A 16,915-nucleotide genomic window follows, 5' to 3' on the forward strand; every position below is an offset into this window, starting at 1 on the left:
GGTTGTCCTACTTCCGGATTCGATTCATCTGGGGATCGACGACCGGGTCGGCGGTGACGACGGCCTCGTAGGTGTGCTGCAGATAGGCGACCTGAACGGAGGTGCCGTCGGCGGTGTCGGTGGGCAGCCACGCATAGGCCAGGCATGCGCCGAAGGTGGGTGACCAGCCCGCGCTGGTGACGTAACCGCGAACGGTGCCGTCGACGCTGACCGGTTCTTTGCCGAGGACCACGGCGGCGGGGTCGGTGAACGCGATGGTACGCAAGGTAACCGACGATTGCCGTTCGGCAAGTGCGTCTTTGCCGATGAAGTCGTCCTTGGTCATCCGCACCGCGAAGCCCAGACCGGCGGCGTCGGGGGTGTGCTCGATGGTCATGTCGGTGCCCGTCGACCGGTAACCCTTCTCGATGCGCAGCGCGTTGAACGCGATACGGCCGGCCGGGATGATCTGCTGGTCGGCGCCGGCGGTCATCAGCAGATCCCACAGGCCGCGTCCGTACTCGGCGTCGGTGTAGATCTCCCAACCCAATTCGCCGACGTAGGACACGCGCATCAGCGTCACCGGGATCGACCCGATGGTCGTGGCCACGCAGCGGAAGTACTTCAGGCCGTCATTGGTGAGGTCGGTGGGGGTGTGCGGTGCCAGTACGTCGCGGGCCAGCGGTCCCCACAGGCCCAGACAGCAGGTGGCGCCGGTGATGTCGCGCAGGGTGACGCTGCCGTCGGCGGGGAGATGCCGGCTGATCCAGTCGAAATCGATGGGGCCGTTGGCGCCGATCTGGAACACGTTCTCGGCGAGGCGTGCCACGGTGAGATCCGAACGCACACCACCGTTCTCGTCGAGCATCAAGGTGTAGGTCACCGACCCGACCGACTTCGCGTGGTTGTTGGTGGTCAGCCGCTGCAACAGATCCAGCGCACCGGGACCGGCGAGTTCGTAACGGGTCAGTGGCGTCATGTCGTACAGGGCGACGTGACTGCGGGTGTGGGCCGCCTCGGCAACCGCGATCGGCGACCAGTGCCGCGCCGACCACGAATCCCGTTGCGGGATGGTCACTCCGTCGGCGACGAGTGCGTCCAGCACATGCCGGTTCGACTCGAACCAGGCGGGACGCTCCCACAGGCCGGCCTCCCAGAACTCGGCGCCGAGCGCGGCCTGCCGGTCGTAGAACGGGCTGGTGCGGACCTGCCGGGGTGCCTTGCGCTGATCGTGCGGGTGGATGACGTCGTAGACCTCGACGAAGGACTGTGAGCTGGTGGTGAGGATGAAATCGTCGGTGAGGGCCGCCGTTTCGAAGCGGTACAGGTCGAATTCGTGGGTGTCGACCGAGGGCGTGCCCTCGACCAGCGTCTCGGCCAGGGTGCGGGCGATGCCCGCGGAGTGGGTGACCCACACGGCTTCGGCGACCCAGAATCCGGACAGGTCGCGGTGCTCGCCGACCACCGAGTGCCCGTCGGGTGTGAAGGAGAAGATGCCGTTGAATCCCTCGTCGACCTTGCCGGTGGCCAGTTCCGGGATGAGGCGGGTGGTCTGCTCCCAGGCCTCGGCGAAGTCGTCGGGGGTGAACATCAGTTTCGACGGCATCTCGTCGAGGGAGATCGTCGAATCGTAGTCGAGGGCAGTGACATCCGACGGCATCGGACGGTGACCGTAGTAGCCGATGCCGAGGCGGTCGCCGTGTTCGCGGTAGTAGAGGTCGTGATCCTGGTGGCGCAGGATGGGCAGGGATGCCTCGGCGAGTGCGGAGTTGACGCCCGCACGGGATTCCAGGGGTGTGGTGTAGGCGTACTGGTGGGCCATCGGCACCAGTGGGATCGTCAAACCGACACGCCGTCCGAACTCCTTGCCCCAGAATCCGGTGCAGCACACCACGATGTCGGCGTCGACGACGCCGGTGGCGGTACGCACGCCGCGCACCTCGCCGTTCTCCTCGACGACGTCGATGACCTCCTGATGCCCGACGAATCGGGCACCGCGGCTTGCGGCGCGGGTGGCCTGCGCCTCGACGGCGCGCATCGCCTTGGCCAGCCCGTCACGCGGGGTGAACAGGCCGCCGACGATGAGGTCGGGGTCGAGGAGCGGGTACTTGGCGGCGCACTGCTCGGGCGTGAGGAGTTCGTGGTCGACGCCGCGGGAGGCCGCCCAACCCGCCTTGCGGTGCAGGTCGCCCCACCGGACGTCGGTGGTGGCGACCTCGAGTCCGCCGACGTGGTTGAAACACCAACCGTCGGGGTGTTCGAGCGCAGAGAACTTCTCGCAGGTGTAGGAGGCGAGTTCGGTCATGGTCTTTGACGGGTTGGTGGCGAAGACGAGACCCGGTGCGTGCGAGGTCGATCCGCCGGTGGCGAAGAGGGGGCCGCGGTCGAGGACGGTGATGTCGGTCCAGCCGCGCGCGGTGAGCTCGTCGGCGAGGGAGGTACCGACGATGCCGGCGCCGACGATCACGACTTTCGGTGTGCTCATGGGAGGTCTTTCTGGTGGGGGTGCGGATCACGCGGGTCGGGGCGGTGGGAGTGGCTCAACTGAACACCACCGTGCTGGTGCCGTTCATGAGGACACGGTTCTCGCTGTGCCAGCGCACCGCCCGGGACAGCGCCAGAGCTTCGGCGTCGCTGCCGACGGTGGCGAGCCGCCGGGGGTCGTGGGTGTGATCGATGCGGATCACCTCCTGCTCGATGATCGGTCCCTCGTCGAGGTCGGGCGTCACGTAATGGGCTGTGGCGCCGACATATTTGACGCCGCGCTGATGTGCCTGGTGATACGGCTTGGCGCCCTTGAATCCGGGCAGGAAAGAGTGGTGGATGTTGATGGCGCGGCCACGCAGGGCAGTGCAGGTCTCGTCGGAGAGGATCTGCATGTAGCGGGCGAGTACCACCAGGTCGGCGTTGTGGGCGTCGGTGAGTTCCAGGAGCCGGGACTCGGCCTGCGCCTTGGTGTCCGGGGTGACCGGCACATGATGGAACGGAAGGCCGGCCGAGGTGGCCATCGGTTCAAGGTCGGTGTGATTGGACACCACGGCGACCAGGTCACCGCCGAGTGTGCCGGCCCGCCAGCGGAAGATGAGGTCGTTGAGGCAGTGACCGAGCTTGGAGACCATCACCAGGATGTGTTGCGGTGACTGGTCGTTGATCTCGAACTCGGCGCCGATGCCGGCGGCGAGGTGATCGAAGGCGCGGGTCATGTCCGCCGCGCTGGATTCCCGAGCGGAGGCGAATTCTGTTCGGACGAACAGGGTGTGGGTGACCGGGTCGTCGTACTGCCGGTGATCGAGGACCTCGCAGCCGTGACTGTAGAGGAACGACGAGACGGCGTGCATGATGCCGCTGCGCGACGGGCAACGCAGGGTGAGGATGAAGGTGGTGGTCATGAGCGTGCGCTTTCTGGGCTGGTCACGTACTCCACCGACGCGTCGACGAGCCAGTGGGCGAGGTAGTCGGCGAACGACGTGCGAACGAACACCGCGAACTGCGGATCGGTCTCTTCGTCGCCGGTGCAGTTGCGGTGCAGAATGATTCCGGCTTGCGCGAGTAGCGTCTGCGCGGCCTCGTCCGGTCCGAAGGACTCCGGATGCAGATCGATGGCGCAGCCGTGGGCGAGGATGGTGGTGGCGAATCGACCGCCCAGGAGGAGTCGGGTGCGCTGGCCGGTGGCGTCCATCAGGTACACGCCGGAGGTGTCGGTCGGCTTCGATGCGATCTCGGCGAGGTAGTCGTGACCGGTGACGCCGGGACGACACAGCAACCATTCGTCCGGTCCGAGCCAGATCGCGACTTCGTCGTCGGCGCGACGGACCTGGCATGCGGCGGGAAGGTCGAGTTGGGCGATCACGGTGGCGTCGGTGGTCCGCACGACGACCTGCGCGACCGGTGATTCCGCGAGGAGAATGGCCGGGGCAAGGGTGGAGAATCTGTCGCGCCACCGTGCGAGTGGCGAAACCGGTTGCAGGGAGGTAGAAGTGGCGTCAGCCATCGCGTCGGGCTCCTTCGGGATCGACGAAAACTGGTGAGGTGACCTCGACCTCGATCAGGCGGTCACCGACGGGAACGTCGAGGCGGGTACCGATCAGGTCGCGACCACCCTTGACGAGGGCGAGGGCGAACGGTCGGCCAAGCTCGGCGCTGAGGTAACCGGAGGTGACGTGGCCGAGCATGGGGATCGGAGGTGGCGGCAGGAGGCGATCGGCGCAGTGCGCGATGATCTGCGATCCCTCGGGGAGTTTCGTCTGCCCGTCCACGGGGAGCAGCCCGATCAGATGCTTGCGCAACGGGTCCTGATTGGACGGCCGGGAGAAGGAGCGCTTGCCGATGAAGTCGGGCTTCTTCTTCGACACCACCCAACCCATGCCCAGATCGTGGGGACTGACCGTGCCGTCGGTGTCCTGCCCGATGATCGGATAGCCCTTCTCCGCGCGCAGCACGTGCATGGTCTCGGTGCCGTACGGGGTGATGCCGTGCGGTTCGCCCGCGTCGATCAGCGCGCGCCAGAGAACCTCGGCGTACTCGGCGGCGACGTTGACCTCATAGGCGAGTTCACCGGAGAAGCTGACCCGGCCGATCCGTATCGGGACGCCCCGGTACGTGGTGTCGCGCCAGTCCATGAAGGCGAAGGCATCGTTGGTGACGTCGAGGTCGTCGAAGACCGCGCCGACGACGTCGCGCGAGCGTGGGCCGACGACGGGGAAGGTGGCCACGTGATCGGTGAGCGAGGTGGTGAACACCTGCAGATGCGGCCATTCGGTCTGATGCCACTCCTCCATCCAGTCCAGGATGGCCGCGGCGTTGCCGGTCGTGGTGTAGACGGTGTAGCGGTCTTCGGCGATCCGCATCACGGTGCCGTCGTCTTTCACCATGCCGTCGGGTCCGCACATCACGCCGTAGCGGATCTTGCCGATCTTCAGGCTGCTCATCAGGTTGGTGTAGAGAATGTCGAGGAAGGCGGGTGCGTCGTGGCCGGCGACGTCGATGACGCCGAGGGTGGAACCGTCGAGGATGCCGACACCGGAACGCACGGCGGCACATTCACGAAGCACCGCGGTGTCCATGTCCTCGCCTCCGCGTGGATAGAAACGGGGCCGCTTCCACGCTCCGACGTCCTCGAAGACAGCGCCGCGGTCCATATGCCACGCGTGCAGCGGTGTACGCCGGATCGGATCGTAGAGGTCACCGCGGTCGCGGCCGGCCAGCGCGGCGAAGGACACCGGTGTGTACGGCGGCCGGAAGGTGGTGGTGCCGGCGTCGGAGACGTCGATACCGAGAAGCTCGGCGACGATGCCGGAGGCCACGATACCGGATGTCTTCCCCTGATCATGCGCGGTACCAATGGTGGTGTAGCGCTTGACATGTTCGACCGAGGACATCCCGGCCCCGACGGCGCGTTCGATGTCGGCGACGGTGGCGTCACGTTGCAGATCGACGAACGAGATCGTGGGGTCGGCCTCGGGGACGCGCCAGTAGGTGGCCGTGGCCGCGGGGGTGCGGTCGACGGTACGGGGAACGACCCGCAACTCCGGAAGCGGAATCCGAAGCGAGCGTAGGGCGGCGAGACCGGCGCGTCGGCCGTCGGTGAGGCACGACCCGATCGTGAGCAAACCTGCTGCAGCACCCGTGATCTCGACGCCGGGGAGCGAGCCCGTCGGCAGGAAGGCGGCCGCGGCGGCGTCGAAAGCAATGGTTCCGCGGAGCTGACTCCACAGGTGGGCGGCCGGATTCCAGCCGCCGGAGACCAGGACCGTGTCGCAGTCCAGGCGGGTGCCGTCGCGGAGTTCGACACCGCTGACATGCTCGGTACCCAGCGCTGAGGTGACGGCGTCGCCGGTGCGGATGGTGATGCCGCGGCGGGAAGCGGTGTCGTGCAGATCGTCGGACACCTGGGTTCGGACGTCGACGATGGCGGAGATGGTGACGCCCGCCTCGGCCAGTGCGAAGGCATCCGCATAGGCGGCGTCGCCCGCGGTGAACACGACGGCGCGGTGTCCGACCAGCACTCCGTGGCGGTGGAGGTAGTCGGCGGCGGCACCGGCGAGCATGACACCCGGAAGATCGTTGGCGGCGAACACGATCGGACGCTCATGGGCACCGGTCGCGACGACGATGCGGCGGGCCCGGATGCGGTGGATGCGTTGGCGGGAGATCTCCGGGGCGTCGTCGACACGCTGCAGGTGGTCGGTGCGGCGCTCGACTGCGAGGACGAAACCGTCGTCGTAGGCGCCGAAGGCGGTGGTACGTTGCAGGCGGGTGACGGTGGGTAGTGCATCGATTTCGGCGAGAGCGTCGGCCACCCACGGCGCGCCGGGAGTGATGCCGCCGGCCTCGGGGCGTTCGTCGACGAGCATGACGCGTGCTCCGGCGCGCCCGGCCATGAGTGTCGCCATCAGACCGGCGGCACCCGCGCCGACGACGAGCACATCGGGATGATGGTGCAGGGAATCGTAACGGGCCGCGTCGATGTCGGCGGAAAGCTTGCCCCATCCGGGGACGCCGTGCGCCACCATTCCGGGGCACAGTTCGATGGTGGTGGCGGGCACCATCGGTTCGCTGTACGGGGCGTCGATGCCGACCTGTGCGGTGGCGTCCTCGGACCAGGAACCGGTGATGCCGCGAACGCGACCGAGGTTGACGCTGCTGGTGATGGTGTGAATACCGTTGGCGAGCAACGCGGATGCGAGGGTGTCGCCGGCGTATCCGGAGTAGGTGACGCCGTCGAAGACGAAGTCGATCGGCCGGGTGCGGTCGATGCGACCGCCGGTGGGGGTACGCATGCCGGTGAGTGAGCGGGTCATGAGAGGGCCTCGGAGGTGGCGGCCGCTGCAGTCGGGGCAGATTCGGTGGGGGCCGATGCAGTGGAGGACGATGCGGTGATCGCTGATGCGGTGGGTCCGCCGGTGAAGGCGTAGGTCACGGTGTCGCGGGTGATGGTGAACCATTGTCGGCATCCGGCGCTGTGGCACCAGCGTTCGGCGAGTGCACCTTTCGGGTTGGGACGGTAGAAGAGGTAGGCACCCCAGTCGGCGTCGTCGAGGGACTCCGGCTGTGCCGGGTAGGCGATGCCGGCGGCGGCACCGTAGTGGAATTCGATCTCGTCACGCGGCCCGCAGTGGGGGCAGGGGATCATTTGCATGAGGTTCTCCGTGCTGGGATGGGCTGAGAGAGTTGGCTAGTGGGCGACGGCTGCGGCGCCGTGTTCGTCGATGAGTTCGCCGGTGGTGAATCGTTCGATGGTGAACGGGGCGTTGATCGGATGCGGTGTGCCGGTGACGATGGTGTGGGCCAGGCACCAGCCGACCGCCGGTGTGGCCTTGAAACCGCCTGTACCCCAGCCACAGTTGACGAACATGTTGTCGTACGGGGTGGCTCCGAGGATGGGGGAGGCATCGGGGGTGACGTCGACGATGCCGCCCCAGGTGCGGAGCAGTCGGGCGCGGGCGAAGATCGGGAACAGTTCCACGGCCGCGGCCATCTGCCGTTCGATGATGTGGAAGGCGCCGCGCTGGCCGTAACCGTTGTAGGAGTCGACGCCTGCGCCCATCACCAGTTCACCCTTGTGCGCCTGGGACACATACACGTGCACGGCATTCGACATGACGACGGTCGGGTGGATGGGTTCGAGGAGTTCGGAGACCAGAGCCTGCAGCGGGTGACTTTGCAGGGGGAGGCCGAAGCCGAGTTGGTCGGTGAGGGTGGAGGTGTGGCCGGCCGCGCAGAGTGCCACGGTGCCCGCGCCGATGCGTCCGCGGGTGGTATTGACGGCGGTGACGGTGCCGTCGGTGGTCTCGAAGCCGGTGACCTCGCAGTTCTGGATGATGTCGATGCCGGCGTCACTGGCACTGCGGGCGAAACCCCAGGCGACCCAGTCGTGTTTGGCGATTCCGCCGCGGGGCTGGAACGTGGCGCCCATCACCGGGTAGCGGATGCTGTCGGCGGTGTTGACGATGGGGCAGACCTCGGCGACCTGTTTGGGATCGAGCCATTCGGCGTCGATTCCGTTGAGCCGGTTCGCCTCGACGCGGCGGATGGAGTCGCGGACGTCCTGTTCGGTGTGGGCGAGGTTGAGTACGCCGCGCTGGCTGAACAGGATCGGGTAGCCGAGTTCGTCCTCGAGTCCCTCCCACAGCTTGAGGGAGTGCTCGTAGATGCCGGCGCTCTCGTCCCACAGGTAGTTGGACCGGATGAGGGTGGTGTTGCGGGCCATGTTGCCGCCGGCCAGCCAACCACGTTCCAGCACGGCGACATTGGTGATGCCGTGATTGCGGGCCAGGTAGTGGGCGGTGGCCAGGCCGTGTCCGCCGCCACCGACGATGACGACGTCGTAGGTGGGTTGGGGATCGGGGTTGCGCCAGAGGAAGTCGGGGTGCTCGGGGAGTTCGGCGCCGGGAGCGGAGCGAGCGGGCTGGGTGTTCATGGTGTGGTCCTCAGTAGTCGATCACGACGGGGGAGATGGGTTCGGAGCAGCAGAGCAGGATCTTCCCCTGTTCGATTTCGCGTCGGCGGATGCCGCCCTGGTGGTTCATGACGACGTCGCCGGAGACCTTGGTGACCTTGCAGGAGCCGCAGAGGCCGACGCCGCAGGAGGAGGGGAGGGTGACGCCGGCGGCGGCCGCGGCGGCCAGGATGGTGCTTCCGGCGGTGACGGTGACGCGGCGGGCGCGTCGGGTGAAGTCGACGGTGACTCCGTCGGCGTCGTCGGCGCCGGGGGTGGGGAGGACGAAGCCGAAACTCTCCTCGTGGATGTGGGCGAGACTCGCCCCGGAGGCGACGAGTGCGGAGCGCACGCCGCTGCGGAATTGCCCGGGGCCGCAAAGGAAGACCTCGCGGGCGGCCAGGTCGGGGCACATCCGCAGGAGGGTGTCGGCGTCGAGTCGGCCGCGGTGTCCGGACCAGGCGGCGGTGGTGTCGTCGTCGGAGAGGCGGGTGAGGGCGAAGGCGACGTCGAGACCGGGGTGGGCGATGGACAGTTCTTCGAGTTCGGCGCGGAACGGGATGTCGTCGAGGGTGCGGGCGCTGTGGATGAAGACGATGTCGGTTTCGTCGCCGGAGCGGTAGGGGTGATCGGTGGTGCCGTCGGTGGCGGCGCGCACCATCGACATGACGGGGGTGATGCCGCTGCCCGCGGAGATGAACAGGTAGCGTTGTGCGCCTTTGCCCATGTAGCTGAACCGGCCGACGGGGCCGCTGGCGGTCATGGTCATCCCAGGGGTCATGTTGTCGTGCAACCAGTTCGACACATGCCCACCGGCTTTGCGTTTGACGGAGATGGACAGGGTGTCGGGTCGGGTGGGGGGTGAGGAGATGCTGTAGCAGCGTTGGACGGTTCGGCCGTCGATGGTGACGCCGATGGTCAGGAATTGGCCGGGGTTGAACACGAAGGTGTGCGGTTCGACCGTGCGGAAGGTGAAGGTGGCCATGTCTCGGGTCAGGGGGACCCGGTCGATGCAGATCAATAGGTGCTCACTCATCAGGCACTCTCCGCAATACCGGTAACCGGCTGGGGGAGTCCGAGATTGGTGCGCAGTGTGGTGATGTACCAGTTGATGAAGGCTTCGACCTGGAACTCCGACGGTCCGTAGGGACCGGGGACGTAGGCGGGGTCGGCGATGCCCTGGTGGGCGAGGGCGACGAGGTCGGCGTCCTGCTGGTTGGTGATCTCCCAGACGCTGGTGAGATGGTCGAGGTCGTAGTCGACGCCTTCGACGGCGTCTGCGTGGACGAGCCAGGTGGTGCGGACGAGGGTGTGGTCGGGTGCCACGGGGATCACCGAGAACAGCAATGCGTGGTCACCGGTGATGTGCAACCACATGTTGGGCTGCAGGTGCATCGACAGTCGGCCGAGCCGGCGGTCGGGGAGGTCGTCGGTCAGGGGTCGGGTACAGGCGATGGTGCCGTCGAGGGTGAACGATTCGCCTGCAAGGTCCATCGCTTCGCGTTCGATGTGAAAACCGGTGGGGCGCGTGTCGAGTTGCTGGATTCTCGGGTAGGGAAGTCCGAGTCGGTCCCATGTCTGGATCATCTCGGCGGTGGCGTGGCGGTAGCGTTCGGTGACCGGTTCGAGGCGGTCGGGGACGGCGTCGGTGTCGCTGTAACCCCAGACGGGGAAGAAGACGTTGAGCAGTTCGGGGTGTCCGCCGCAGTGGTAGCACTCGCGGTTGTTCTCCATGGCGAGTTTCCAGTTGCCGTTCTCGATGAGGTCGGTCTGCTTGGCGACCTTGGCCTCGGCGATCCGGTGGGGGGCGAGGTAGGGCTCGACGATGGCGGCGACGTCGTCGATGTCGGTGGGCGGTTGCTCGGCGAGGCAGATGAAGACGAGGCCGGCGATGACGCGGACCGCCACGGTACGGAGGGAGAAGCAGGTCTTGTCGAAGTCGGGGGCCTGGGCGTCGGCGAACATCAGCCGCCCGTCCATGCCGTAGGTCCACGAGTGGTAGGCGCAGACGATGGTTCCGGTGGAGCCGTTGGGGTCGGTGAGCAGGCGTGCACCGCGGTGGCGACAGACGTTGTGGTGGGCGCGGACCACGTCGTTGTCGTCCCGGGTCACGATCACCGATCGGCGGCCGAAGCTGATGGTGACGTAGTCGCCGGGTTCGGCGATCTCCGCCTCGGCGGCGACGAAGATCCACTGTTTGGAGAAGATCTCGTCGATGTCGCGGTCGAAGAAGTCCGGTGAGGTGTAGAACGCGGCGGGCAGACTCTCGCCGGCGACACGTCTGACGATCAGGTCACGGGTGTCGGGGTCGAGAGAGTCGCGGGGTGTTGCCCGGTCGGTGGAGCCGGCGATGAAGTGTGCGGTCATCGGCGTGGAAAGCCTCTCTTGGCCAGCGTATTTCGCATGTGATGATGTGTGATGTTGGCCACAACCGGATCGTCGGCGACCGGATGTGTGGAGTGACTCTCGAGCAGAGAATCGATGTTGCGTATTGCGCAACGCTGCGCACTCTATGCAACAAGTGTGGGGGTTTGGGGTTGCGATGTCAACCGCGGTGTGTCACCTTTTCCGTGGGAGCCGACGCAGCGACGACGGAGTTCCCGATGACAACGACACCTCGCATCAGGCCAGGTCATACGCCATCGACGTGCGCGGGCGATGACGCTACGCGCGCAGCCGACGGAGCAACCACCCACGTTGCTTTCCGTCCCGTTCTCGCTCCCGACGAAGTGGGAGTTGCGTCGTCGGAGTTCCCTTCCACCGCCATTCGCCTTGTTTGGAGATGTGACGTCCATGTGTGTCAGTGTTTTCGATCTGTACTCGGTGGGGATAGGACCATCGAGTTCGCACACGGTGGGTCCGATGCGGGCAGCGGCGCGGTTCGCGTCCGAGGTCGCCGAGCGTGGCCTGCTCCTCGAGTTGGCCGATGTCGAGGTGGACCTGTTCGGGTCGTTGGCCGCGACCGGCGCGGGCCACGGAACCTTCACCGCGGTTCTCCTGGGGTTGGAGGGTCACCGACCGGAGGCGATCACCTCCGAGGTCAAGGATCACGCGCTGGCCCGCATCGCCGCGACGGGTCGCGTGCTGGTTGCGGGGTCGGTCGACCTGCCGTTCACCGTGGCGGACATCGGACTTCACGGTGACCGATGCCTGCCACGCCATCCCAATGCCATGGAGTTGCGGGCACTCGGTGCGGATGGCGAGGTCCTTGCTCGGGAGGTGTACTACTCGGTGGGTGGTGGATTCGTTCTGGCCGAGCATGATTCGCATGCCGATGGCGGCGCCGGCGAGCCGGAGTACGCATACCGCAGTGCCGAGGAACTGTTGGACATCTGCACCCGGGAGAACCTGGCCATCAGCGAGGTGGTCTGGGCCAACGAGGCACGGGACCGTTCCGCCGACGATGTGTACGCGGGCCTCCTGGATATCGCTGCGGTGATGGACGACTGCGTCGAACGTGGAATGCGCACGCAGGGAACGTTGCCCGGCGGGCTTCGTGTGGCACGACGTGCGCGGCAATGGCACGATCGGCTGATCGCCGACGATCCGTGCAGATCGGCCGAGTTCGCGGAGGACTGGGTGAACCTGGTGGCGCTTGCCGTGAACGAAGAGAATGCGGCCGGTGGGCGGGTGGTCACCGCGCCGACGAACGGTGCGGCCGGGATCATTCCGGCGGTCCTGCACTATGCCCGCAACTACACCAAGGCCGGACGAGGCGATCGTGACGATGTGACCGTGCGATTCCTGCTGACGGCCGGGGCGATCGGCGGGCTGATCAAGGAGCGGGCCTCGATATCCGGAGCCGATGTGGGCTGTCAGGGGGAGGTCGGGTCGGCGGCCGCCATGGCAGCCGCCGGACTCGCCGAAGTGCTCGGTGGCACGCCCGCCCAGGCGGAGAACGCGGCCGAGATCGCGATGGAACACAGCCTCGGCCTGACCTGCGATCCGATCGGTGGCCTGGTACAGATCCCGTGCATCGAACGCAATGCGATCTCCGCCGGAAAGGCGATCAATGCGGCTCGAATGGCGTTGCGCGGAAACGGCAGTCATCATGTCAGCCTGGATCAGGTGATCGCCACCATGCGCGCCACCGGTCACGACATGCATGCCAAGTACAAGGAAACCGCCACGGGCGGGCTGGCCATCCATGTGCCGCTGAGTGTGGTGGAATGCTAGGAATCGGGCGTTGCGCACCGCCGTCGGGCAGCCCTCGAACCTCCGAACCTAGTGGCGGATCGCATGATTCACTGTGGAGTTCTCAAGATACCCTCCCGCTGGTCGAGTAACCTGAGGAGCGAGGGCGTATCCGCGGGCCGCGCTTGTCGAGGTCGAGACCTCGTAAGTCGAGGCTGGAACGCAAGTCCTCATGCCGCACCCGTTAATCCATCCAGAGTCATGGTCCTGCGGTGATAGGGCCGTAGCGGTCGTCGTTGTGGGTCAACACTTTCCGGTGGGATCAACCAGGGTGGTGGTCGGATCCCGCGATCCGCGCACCGCAGGACAAATACGTGCCGACGCGCTGGAGGTCATCCTCGACACCGCCGCCCGCGCCGCCGCAGGTGAACACAGCGACGACGGGCCACGCGTGCCCACCGAACTGGTCAACCTCACCATCCCCACCGGCACACCATCCTTGGCGTCACTGGCATTCATGGGATCGGTCACCAAGCCACCGCCCGCAAACTGTGCTGTGATGCCACGATCGGCGTCATGATCGTCAGCACCGACGAAGTGCCACTGTCACTCGGGCGTAAGGGTCACTATTCTGAATACTGGTGCTGTGCATAATGTTTGGTCTGTGGATAGCTCGTTGTCGGTGGGCTCTCGTTGTCGGTGGGGTGTGGTATAGCGCATCGCTTTCGCGGGAGGTGCTGTGGTGGTGAGTATTCCAGCGACACGTCGCCTGGCCTCGACCTCGACAAGGTCCGCCCGGCGGACTCGGACTTCGCCGGCGCCGGCGTTTCGTCCGGCTCGACCGGCGGGATGGGCGGGCTCGATCGTAATTACCTGCGCTGTCAACGGAATTGCGAGTGCGTTTACCGGAATCGTGAGCGCTGTCAGTGAGGGGGCGGGCGCTGTCAGTGAGAGGGAAGGCGCTGTCAGTGAAGTGCCGAGCGCTGTCAGTGAGGGGGGCGCTGTCAGTGGCAGGGAGGGCTGTCAGTGAGGTGGTGGCGCTGTTTGCGCCGAGGAGGGGCTCGTTGGGGATAGCCTGTGACAATGAGCGGAAGGACTGTCCTGTCGCGGCTGGCGCCGCCTGCGTTTGCCGGGTATCGGCGGCAGTGGCTCCGCGCCGACATTCTGGCGGGGATCACTCTCGCGGCGATCGCCATTCCGGAGTGCATGGGCTACAGCTCGATTGCGCAGGTACCGGTGGTGGCGGGGCTCTATACGATCATCCTGCCGGCGGTCGTGTTCGCCTTCATCGGATCGTCGCGGCTCCTGGTGGTCGGTGCGGACTCGGCGACCGCCGCCCTGCTGGCGTCCGGTATCGCGGGAATCGGTGTGGTGGGCCTCGTGCCGAACTCGACGGCGTGGCTGCAGTGGGCGTGTCTGATCGCCATCGTGACCGGGGCCCTGCTCGCCATCGCGCGGTTGCTGAGGCTCGGCTTCCTCGGCGACTTCCTGTCGACCGCGGTGCTCATCGGATTCCTCGCCGGAACCGGGATCACGGTCATTACCGGTCAGATCCCCGGGATGCTGGGATTCGAGGGGTACGGCGACCGAATCTGGCAGCGCTGGTGGAACATTGTTCGCCATCTCGGTGACATCAACTGGGGTGCTGCGGCATTCGCGGGCATCACCCTCGCGCTCCTCATCGGTGGTGTGCGACTCGTGCCGCGCTTTCCGGTGGCGGTTGTGGTCGTCATCTGTTCCATCGTGGCGGTGGCCGTGTTCGGGTGGTCGGAACACATCCCGGTGATGGGCACGGTGCATGCGGGATTGCCGAGCTTCGGGTGGCCCCACGGGATGGGGCTGGGCGACGTGGTCACGGCGACGACGGTGGCCCTGGGGTGCGCGCTCGTCGTCCTCACCCAAAGCGCGGCCACCGCGAGAAGTTTCGCGCAACGGCACGGTCAGAACGCCGACATCAACCGGGACATCCTCGGGCTCTCGGGTGCCAATCTGATCGCGGGATTCAGTGGGACGTTCGTCGTCAACGGAAGTCCCACCAAGACCCAACTGCTCGACGAGCAGCATGGCCGCACCCAGGTGGCGAACCTGACCATGGCCGCCATCACCTTGGCTGTGGTGGTGTTCTTCGACGGTGCACTCGCCGACCTACCGCACGCCGTGCTGTCGGCGATCGTGTTTCTCATCGCGCTCCGGTTGATCGACGTGCACCGGTTCCGACGGGTCTGGCATGTCCGCCGTATCGAGTTCGGCATCGCGATCCTGACCGCGGTGATCGTTATCGTCTTCGGTGTTCAGGTCGGTATCGTGGCGGCCATGGCGGTGTCGCTGCTCGAACTCGTTCGACGTCAGTACAGTCCGCAGCGTTTCGTCATCGGGGTCGGGGCGCGCGGCAGCCGACGCTACGAGACCGCCGAACCCGGCCGCCAGTCGCTGCCCGGCCTCATCGTCTTCCGGTACGACGCGGACCTGTTCTACGCCAACGCCGGACGATTCGCCGACGACGTGATGGCACTGGTGAAAGGCGCGCCGGAACCCGTTCGGTGGCTGGTGCTCGACACGACGGTGATGACCGACGTCGACTACTCGGCATCCACCGTCCTGGAGGACCTGATCCGGTACATCCACTCCGACGGGGCACATTTCGTCCTCGCCGGCGTCGATCCCGAGTTGCAGGAGACGCTGCAGGCGGAGGGCATCCTCGCCGTCCTCAACCCCGACCACGTCTTCTCGACTGTCGGGGCGGCGTTGCGCGCCTACGTGGCCGAGTTCCCGGACGCCGCACCACCCGACGGTGTACTGCCGCACCTGGACAGTGATCACCCCGAGGAACCGGCGTGAGGTTCGCCGATGTGGTGGCCACCTCGGCGACGGTGGGCGCGACCCGATCACGCAACGCCAAGTCCGCCGCATTGCGAGAGTTGTTGTCGGCGGCGGGACCCGAGGTCCCGCTGGTGGTCGCATGGCTGTCGGGCGACATACCCCAGGGACGTCTGGGGATCGGTTGGCGGACCCTGCGCGATCTGCAGGTGCCGCCGGTGGCGGCGTCGATCCTGACGGTCGAGGAAGTCGACGCCGCCCTCACCCGATTGGCCGCGACCACCGGCACCGGATCGGTGGCCGCACGCGCGGAACTGCTGCGCGGACTGTTCGGTCGCGCCACCGACGACGAGCAGGGATTTCTCTTCCGGCTACTGACTGGCGAACTGCGCCAGGGTGCGTTGACCGGCGTGATGGTCGAGGCGATCATCGCGGTGTCCGGTCAGCCGGCGGCACTGGTCCGACGCGCCCACATGCTCACCGGATCACTCCCCGACACGGCCACGCTGGCCATCGACGGCGGTGCGCAGGCGCTCGGCGACGTCGGCCTGCAGGTCGGCCGTGCGGTGTCGCCGATGCTGGCAACCCCCGCAGACAGCCTGGATGCCGCACTGGCCGACCTCGGGCCGGATCTCGTCGTCGACCACAAGCTGGACGGGGCGCGCATCCAGGTTCACCGGGACGGCGACGACGTCGCGGTGTTCACCCGCACCCTCAACGACGTGACGTCACGAGTGCCGGATCTCGTTGCGGTGGTGCGTGAACTGCCCCTGACCACAGTCATCCTCGACGGAGAGACACTGACCCTGCACGACGACGGTCGGCCGCGACCGTTCCAGGAGACGATGAGCCGATTCGGATCGATGGTCCACACCGATCCGGACGTCGCCGACGAACCCCGACTGCTGCGTCCGTTCTTCTTCGATTGCCTGCACCTCGACGGCGATGACCTGATCGACGAGCCACTCGCCCATCGACTCGACGCCCTGGATTCGGTTGCGGCCCAGCTCCGTATCACCTCACAGCGACGTCCGACGCCGGACGAGGCCAAGGCGGTCCTGGACGCGGCACTGGCGGCGGGCCACGAGGGGGTGATGGTGAAATCGCTGACCGGACCGTACGCCGCCGGCCGACGCGGAAAGTCCTGGCAGAAGGTCAAACCCGTACACACGATGGACCTCGTCGTACTCGGCGCCGAATGGGGATCGGGGCGACGCGCCGGGTACCTGTCCAATCTGCATCTGGGAGCCCGTGATCCGGACGGTGGCGACCCGGTGATGGTCGGCAAGACCTTCAAGGGACTCACCGACGCGTTGCTGCGGTGGCAGACCGAGGAGTTCCCCAGACATGAGGCGCACCGGGATTCGCGCACCGTGTACCTGCGGCCGGAGATCGTCGTGGAAATCGAACTCGATGGGGTACAACGCAGTTCGCGATACCCGGGCGGTGTGGCGTTGCGGTTCGCACGCGTTCTGCGCTATCGGCCGGACAAGACGGCGGCCGAGGCCGACGACATCGATACGGTGCGCGGACTGCTGCGGTAGGGAA

The 16,915-nt window shown here is 66.7% G+C and carries 12 protein-coding genes; 4 read left to right on the forward strand and 8 right to left on the reverse strand.

Annotated features, from left to right (window positions below; all coding sequences use genetic code 11):
* Window positions 1-7: 7 nt before the first annotated feature.
* From ACWDPV_RS07990 to ACWDPV_RS08025, 8 genes are read right to left on the reverse strand one after another with little or no spacing between them, the layout of a single operon-like run.
* Window positions 8-2,464, reverse strand: a complete 2,457-nt coding sequence (locus ACWDPV_RS07990) for a GcvT family protein (RefSeq protein ID WP_449742497.1) — start codon at window positions 2,462-2,464, stop codon at window positions 8-10.
* Window positions 2,465-2,519: 55 nt separating this feature from the next.
* Window positions 2,520-3,368: a formyltetrahydrofolate deformylase gene (purU, locus tag ACWDPV_RS07995; RefSeq protein ID WP_449742498.1), complete on the reverse strand. Its 849-nt coding sequence runs from the start codon at window positions 3,366-3,368 to the stop codon at window positions 2,520-2,522.
* Entirely contained in the window at window positions 3,365-3,970 is a 606-nt protein-coding gene (locus tag ACWDPV_RS08000) for a sarcosine oxidase subunit gamma (protein WP_449742499.1), read from the reverse strand. The genes purU and ACWDPV_RS08000 overlap by 4 nt, the downstream gene beginning before the upstream one ends.
* Entirely contained in the window at window positions 3,963-6,779 is a 2,817-nt protein-coding gene (locus ACWDPV_RS08005) for an FAD-dependent oxidoreductase (protein ID WP_449742500.1), read from the reverse strand. The genes ACWDPV_RS08000 and ACWDPV_RS08005 overlap by 8 nt, the downstream gene beginning before the upstream one ends.
* The gene (locus tag ACWDPV_RS08010; protein ID WP_449742501.1) at window positions 6,776-7,117 is read right to left on the reverse strand and encodes a sarcosine oxidase subunit delta; all 342 of its coding nucleotides are present in this window, start codon (window positions 7,115-7,117) and stop codon (window positions 6,776-6,778) included. Before ACWDPV_RS08010 ends, ACWDPV_RS08005 begins: the two co-directional genes overlap by 4 nt.
* A 36-nt stretch (window positions 7,118-7,153) precedes the next feature.
* Window positions 7,154-8,398, reverse strand: a complete 1,245-nt coding sequence (locus ACWDPV_RS08015) for a sarcosine oxidase subunit beta family protein (protein WP_449742502.1) — start codon at window positions 8,396-8,398, stop codon at window positions 7,154-7,156.
* Window positions 8,399-8,408: 10 nt separating this feature from the next.
* Window positions 8,409-9,455, reverse strand: coding sequence for an FAD-binding oxidoreductase (locus tag ACWDPV_RS08020; protein WP_449742732.1), 1,047 nt, complete (start codon window positions 9,453-9,455; stop codon window positions 8,409-8,411).
* Window positions 9,452-10,783 carry an aromatic ring-hydroxylating oxygenase subunit alpha gene (locus ACWDPV_RS08025; protein WP_449742503.1) on the reverse strand — a complete coding sequence of 444 codons (1,332 nt, stop codon included), beginning with the start codon at window positions 10,781-10,783 and terminating at the stop codon, window positions 9,452-9,454. Before ACWDPV_RS08025 ends, ACWDPV_RS08020 begins: the two co-directional genes overlap by 4 nt.
* Before the next feature lie 426 nt (window positions 10,784-11,209).
* Here ACWDPV_RS08025 and ACWDPV_RS08030 point away from each other — a divergent pair, with 426 nt between their 5' ends.
* The 4 genes from ACWDPV_RS08030 (at window position 11,210) to ACWDPV_RS08045 (ending at window position 16,911) form a co-directional block, all read left to right on the forward strand.
* Window positions 11,210-12,592 carry an L-serine ammonia-lyase gene (locus ACWDPV_RS08030; RefSeq protein ID WP_449742504.1) on the forward strand — a complete coding sequence of 461 codons (1,383 nt, stop codon included), beginning with the start codon at window positions 11,210-11,212 and terminating at the stop codon, window positions 12,590-12,592.
* Window positions 12,593-12,866: 274 nt separating this feature from the next.
* On the forward strand, window positions 12,867-13,130 hold the full coding sequence (locus ACWDPV_RS08035) for a hypothetical protein (RefSeq protein ID WP_449742505.1): 264 nt from the start codon (window positions 12,867-12,869) through the stop codon (window positions 13,128-13,130).
* Between the two features lie 503 nt (window positions 13,131-13,633).
* Window positions 13,634-15,388, forward strand: coding sequence for a SulP family inorganic anion transporter (locus ACWDPV_RS08040; RefSeq protein ID WP_449742506.1), 1,755 nt, complete (start codon window positions 13,634-13,636; stop codon window positions 15,386-15,388).
* Complete coding sequence (locus tag ACWDPV_RS08045; protein WP_348809287.1) at window positions 15,385-16,911, forward strand: ATP-dependent DNA ligase; 1,527 nt, start codon at window positions 15,385-15,387, stop codon at window positions 16,909-16,911. Before ACWDPV_RS08040 ends, ACWDPV_RS08045 begins: the two co-directional genes overlap by 4 nt.
* Window positions 16,912-16,915 lie beyond the last annotated feature (4 nt).

It is taken from the genome of Gordonia sp. NPDC003504, assembly GCF_053587995.1.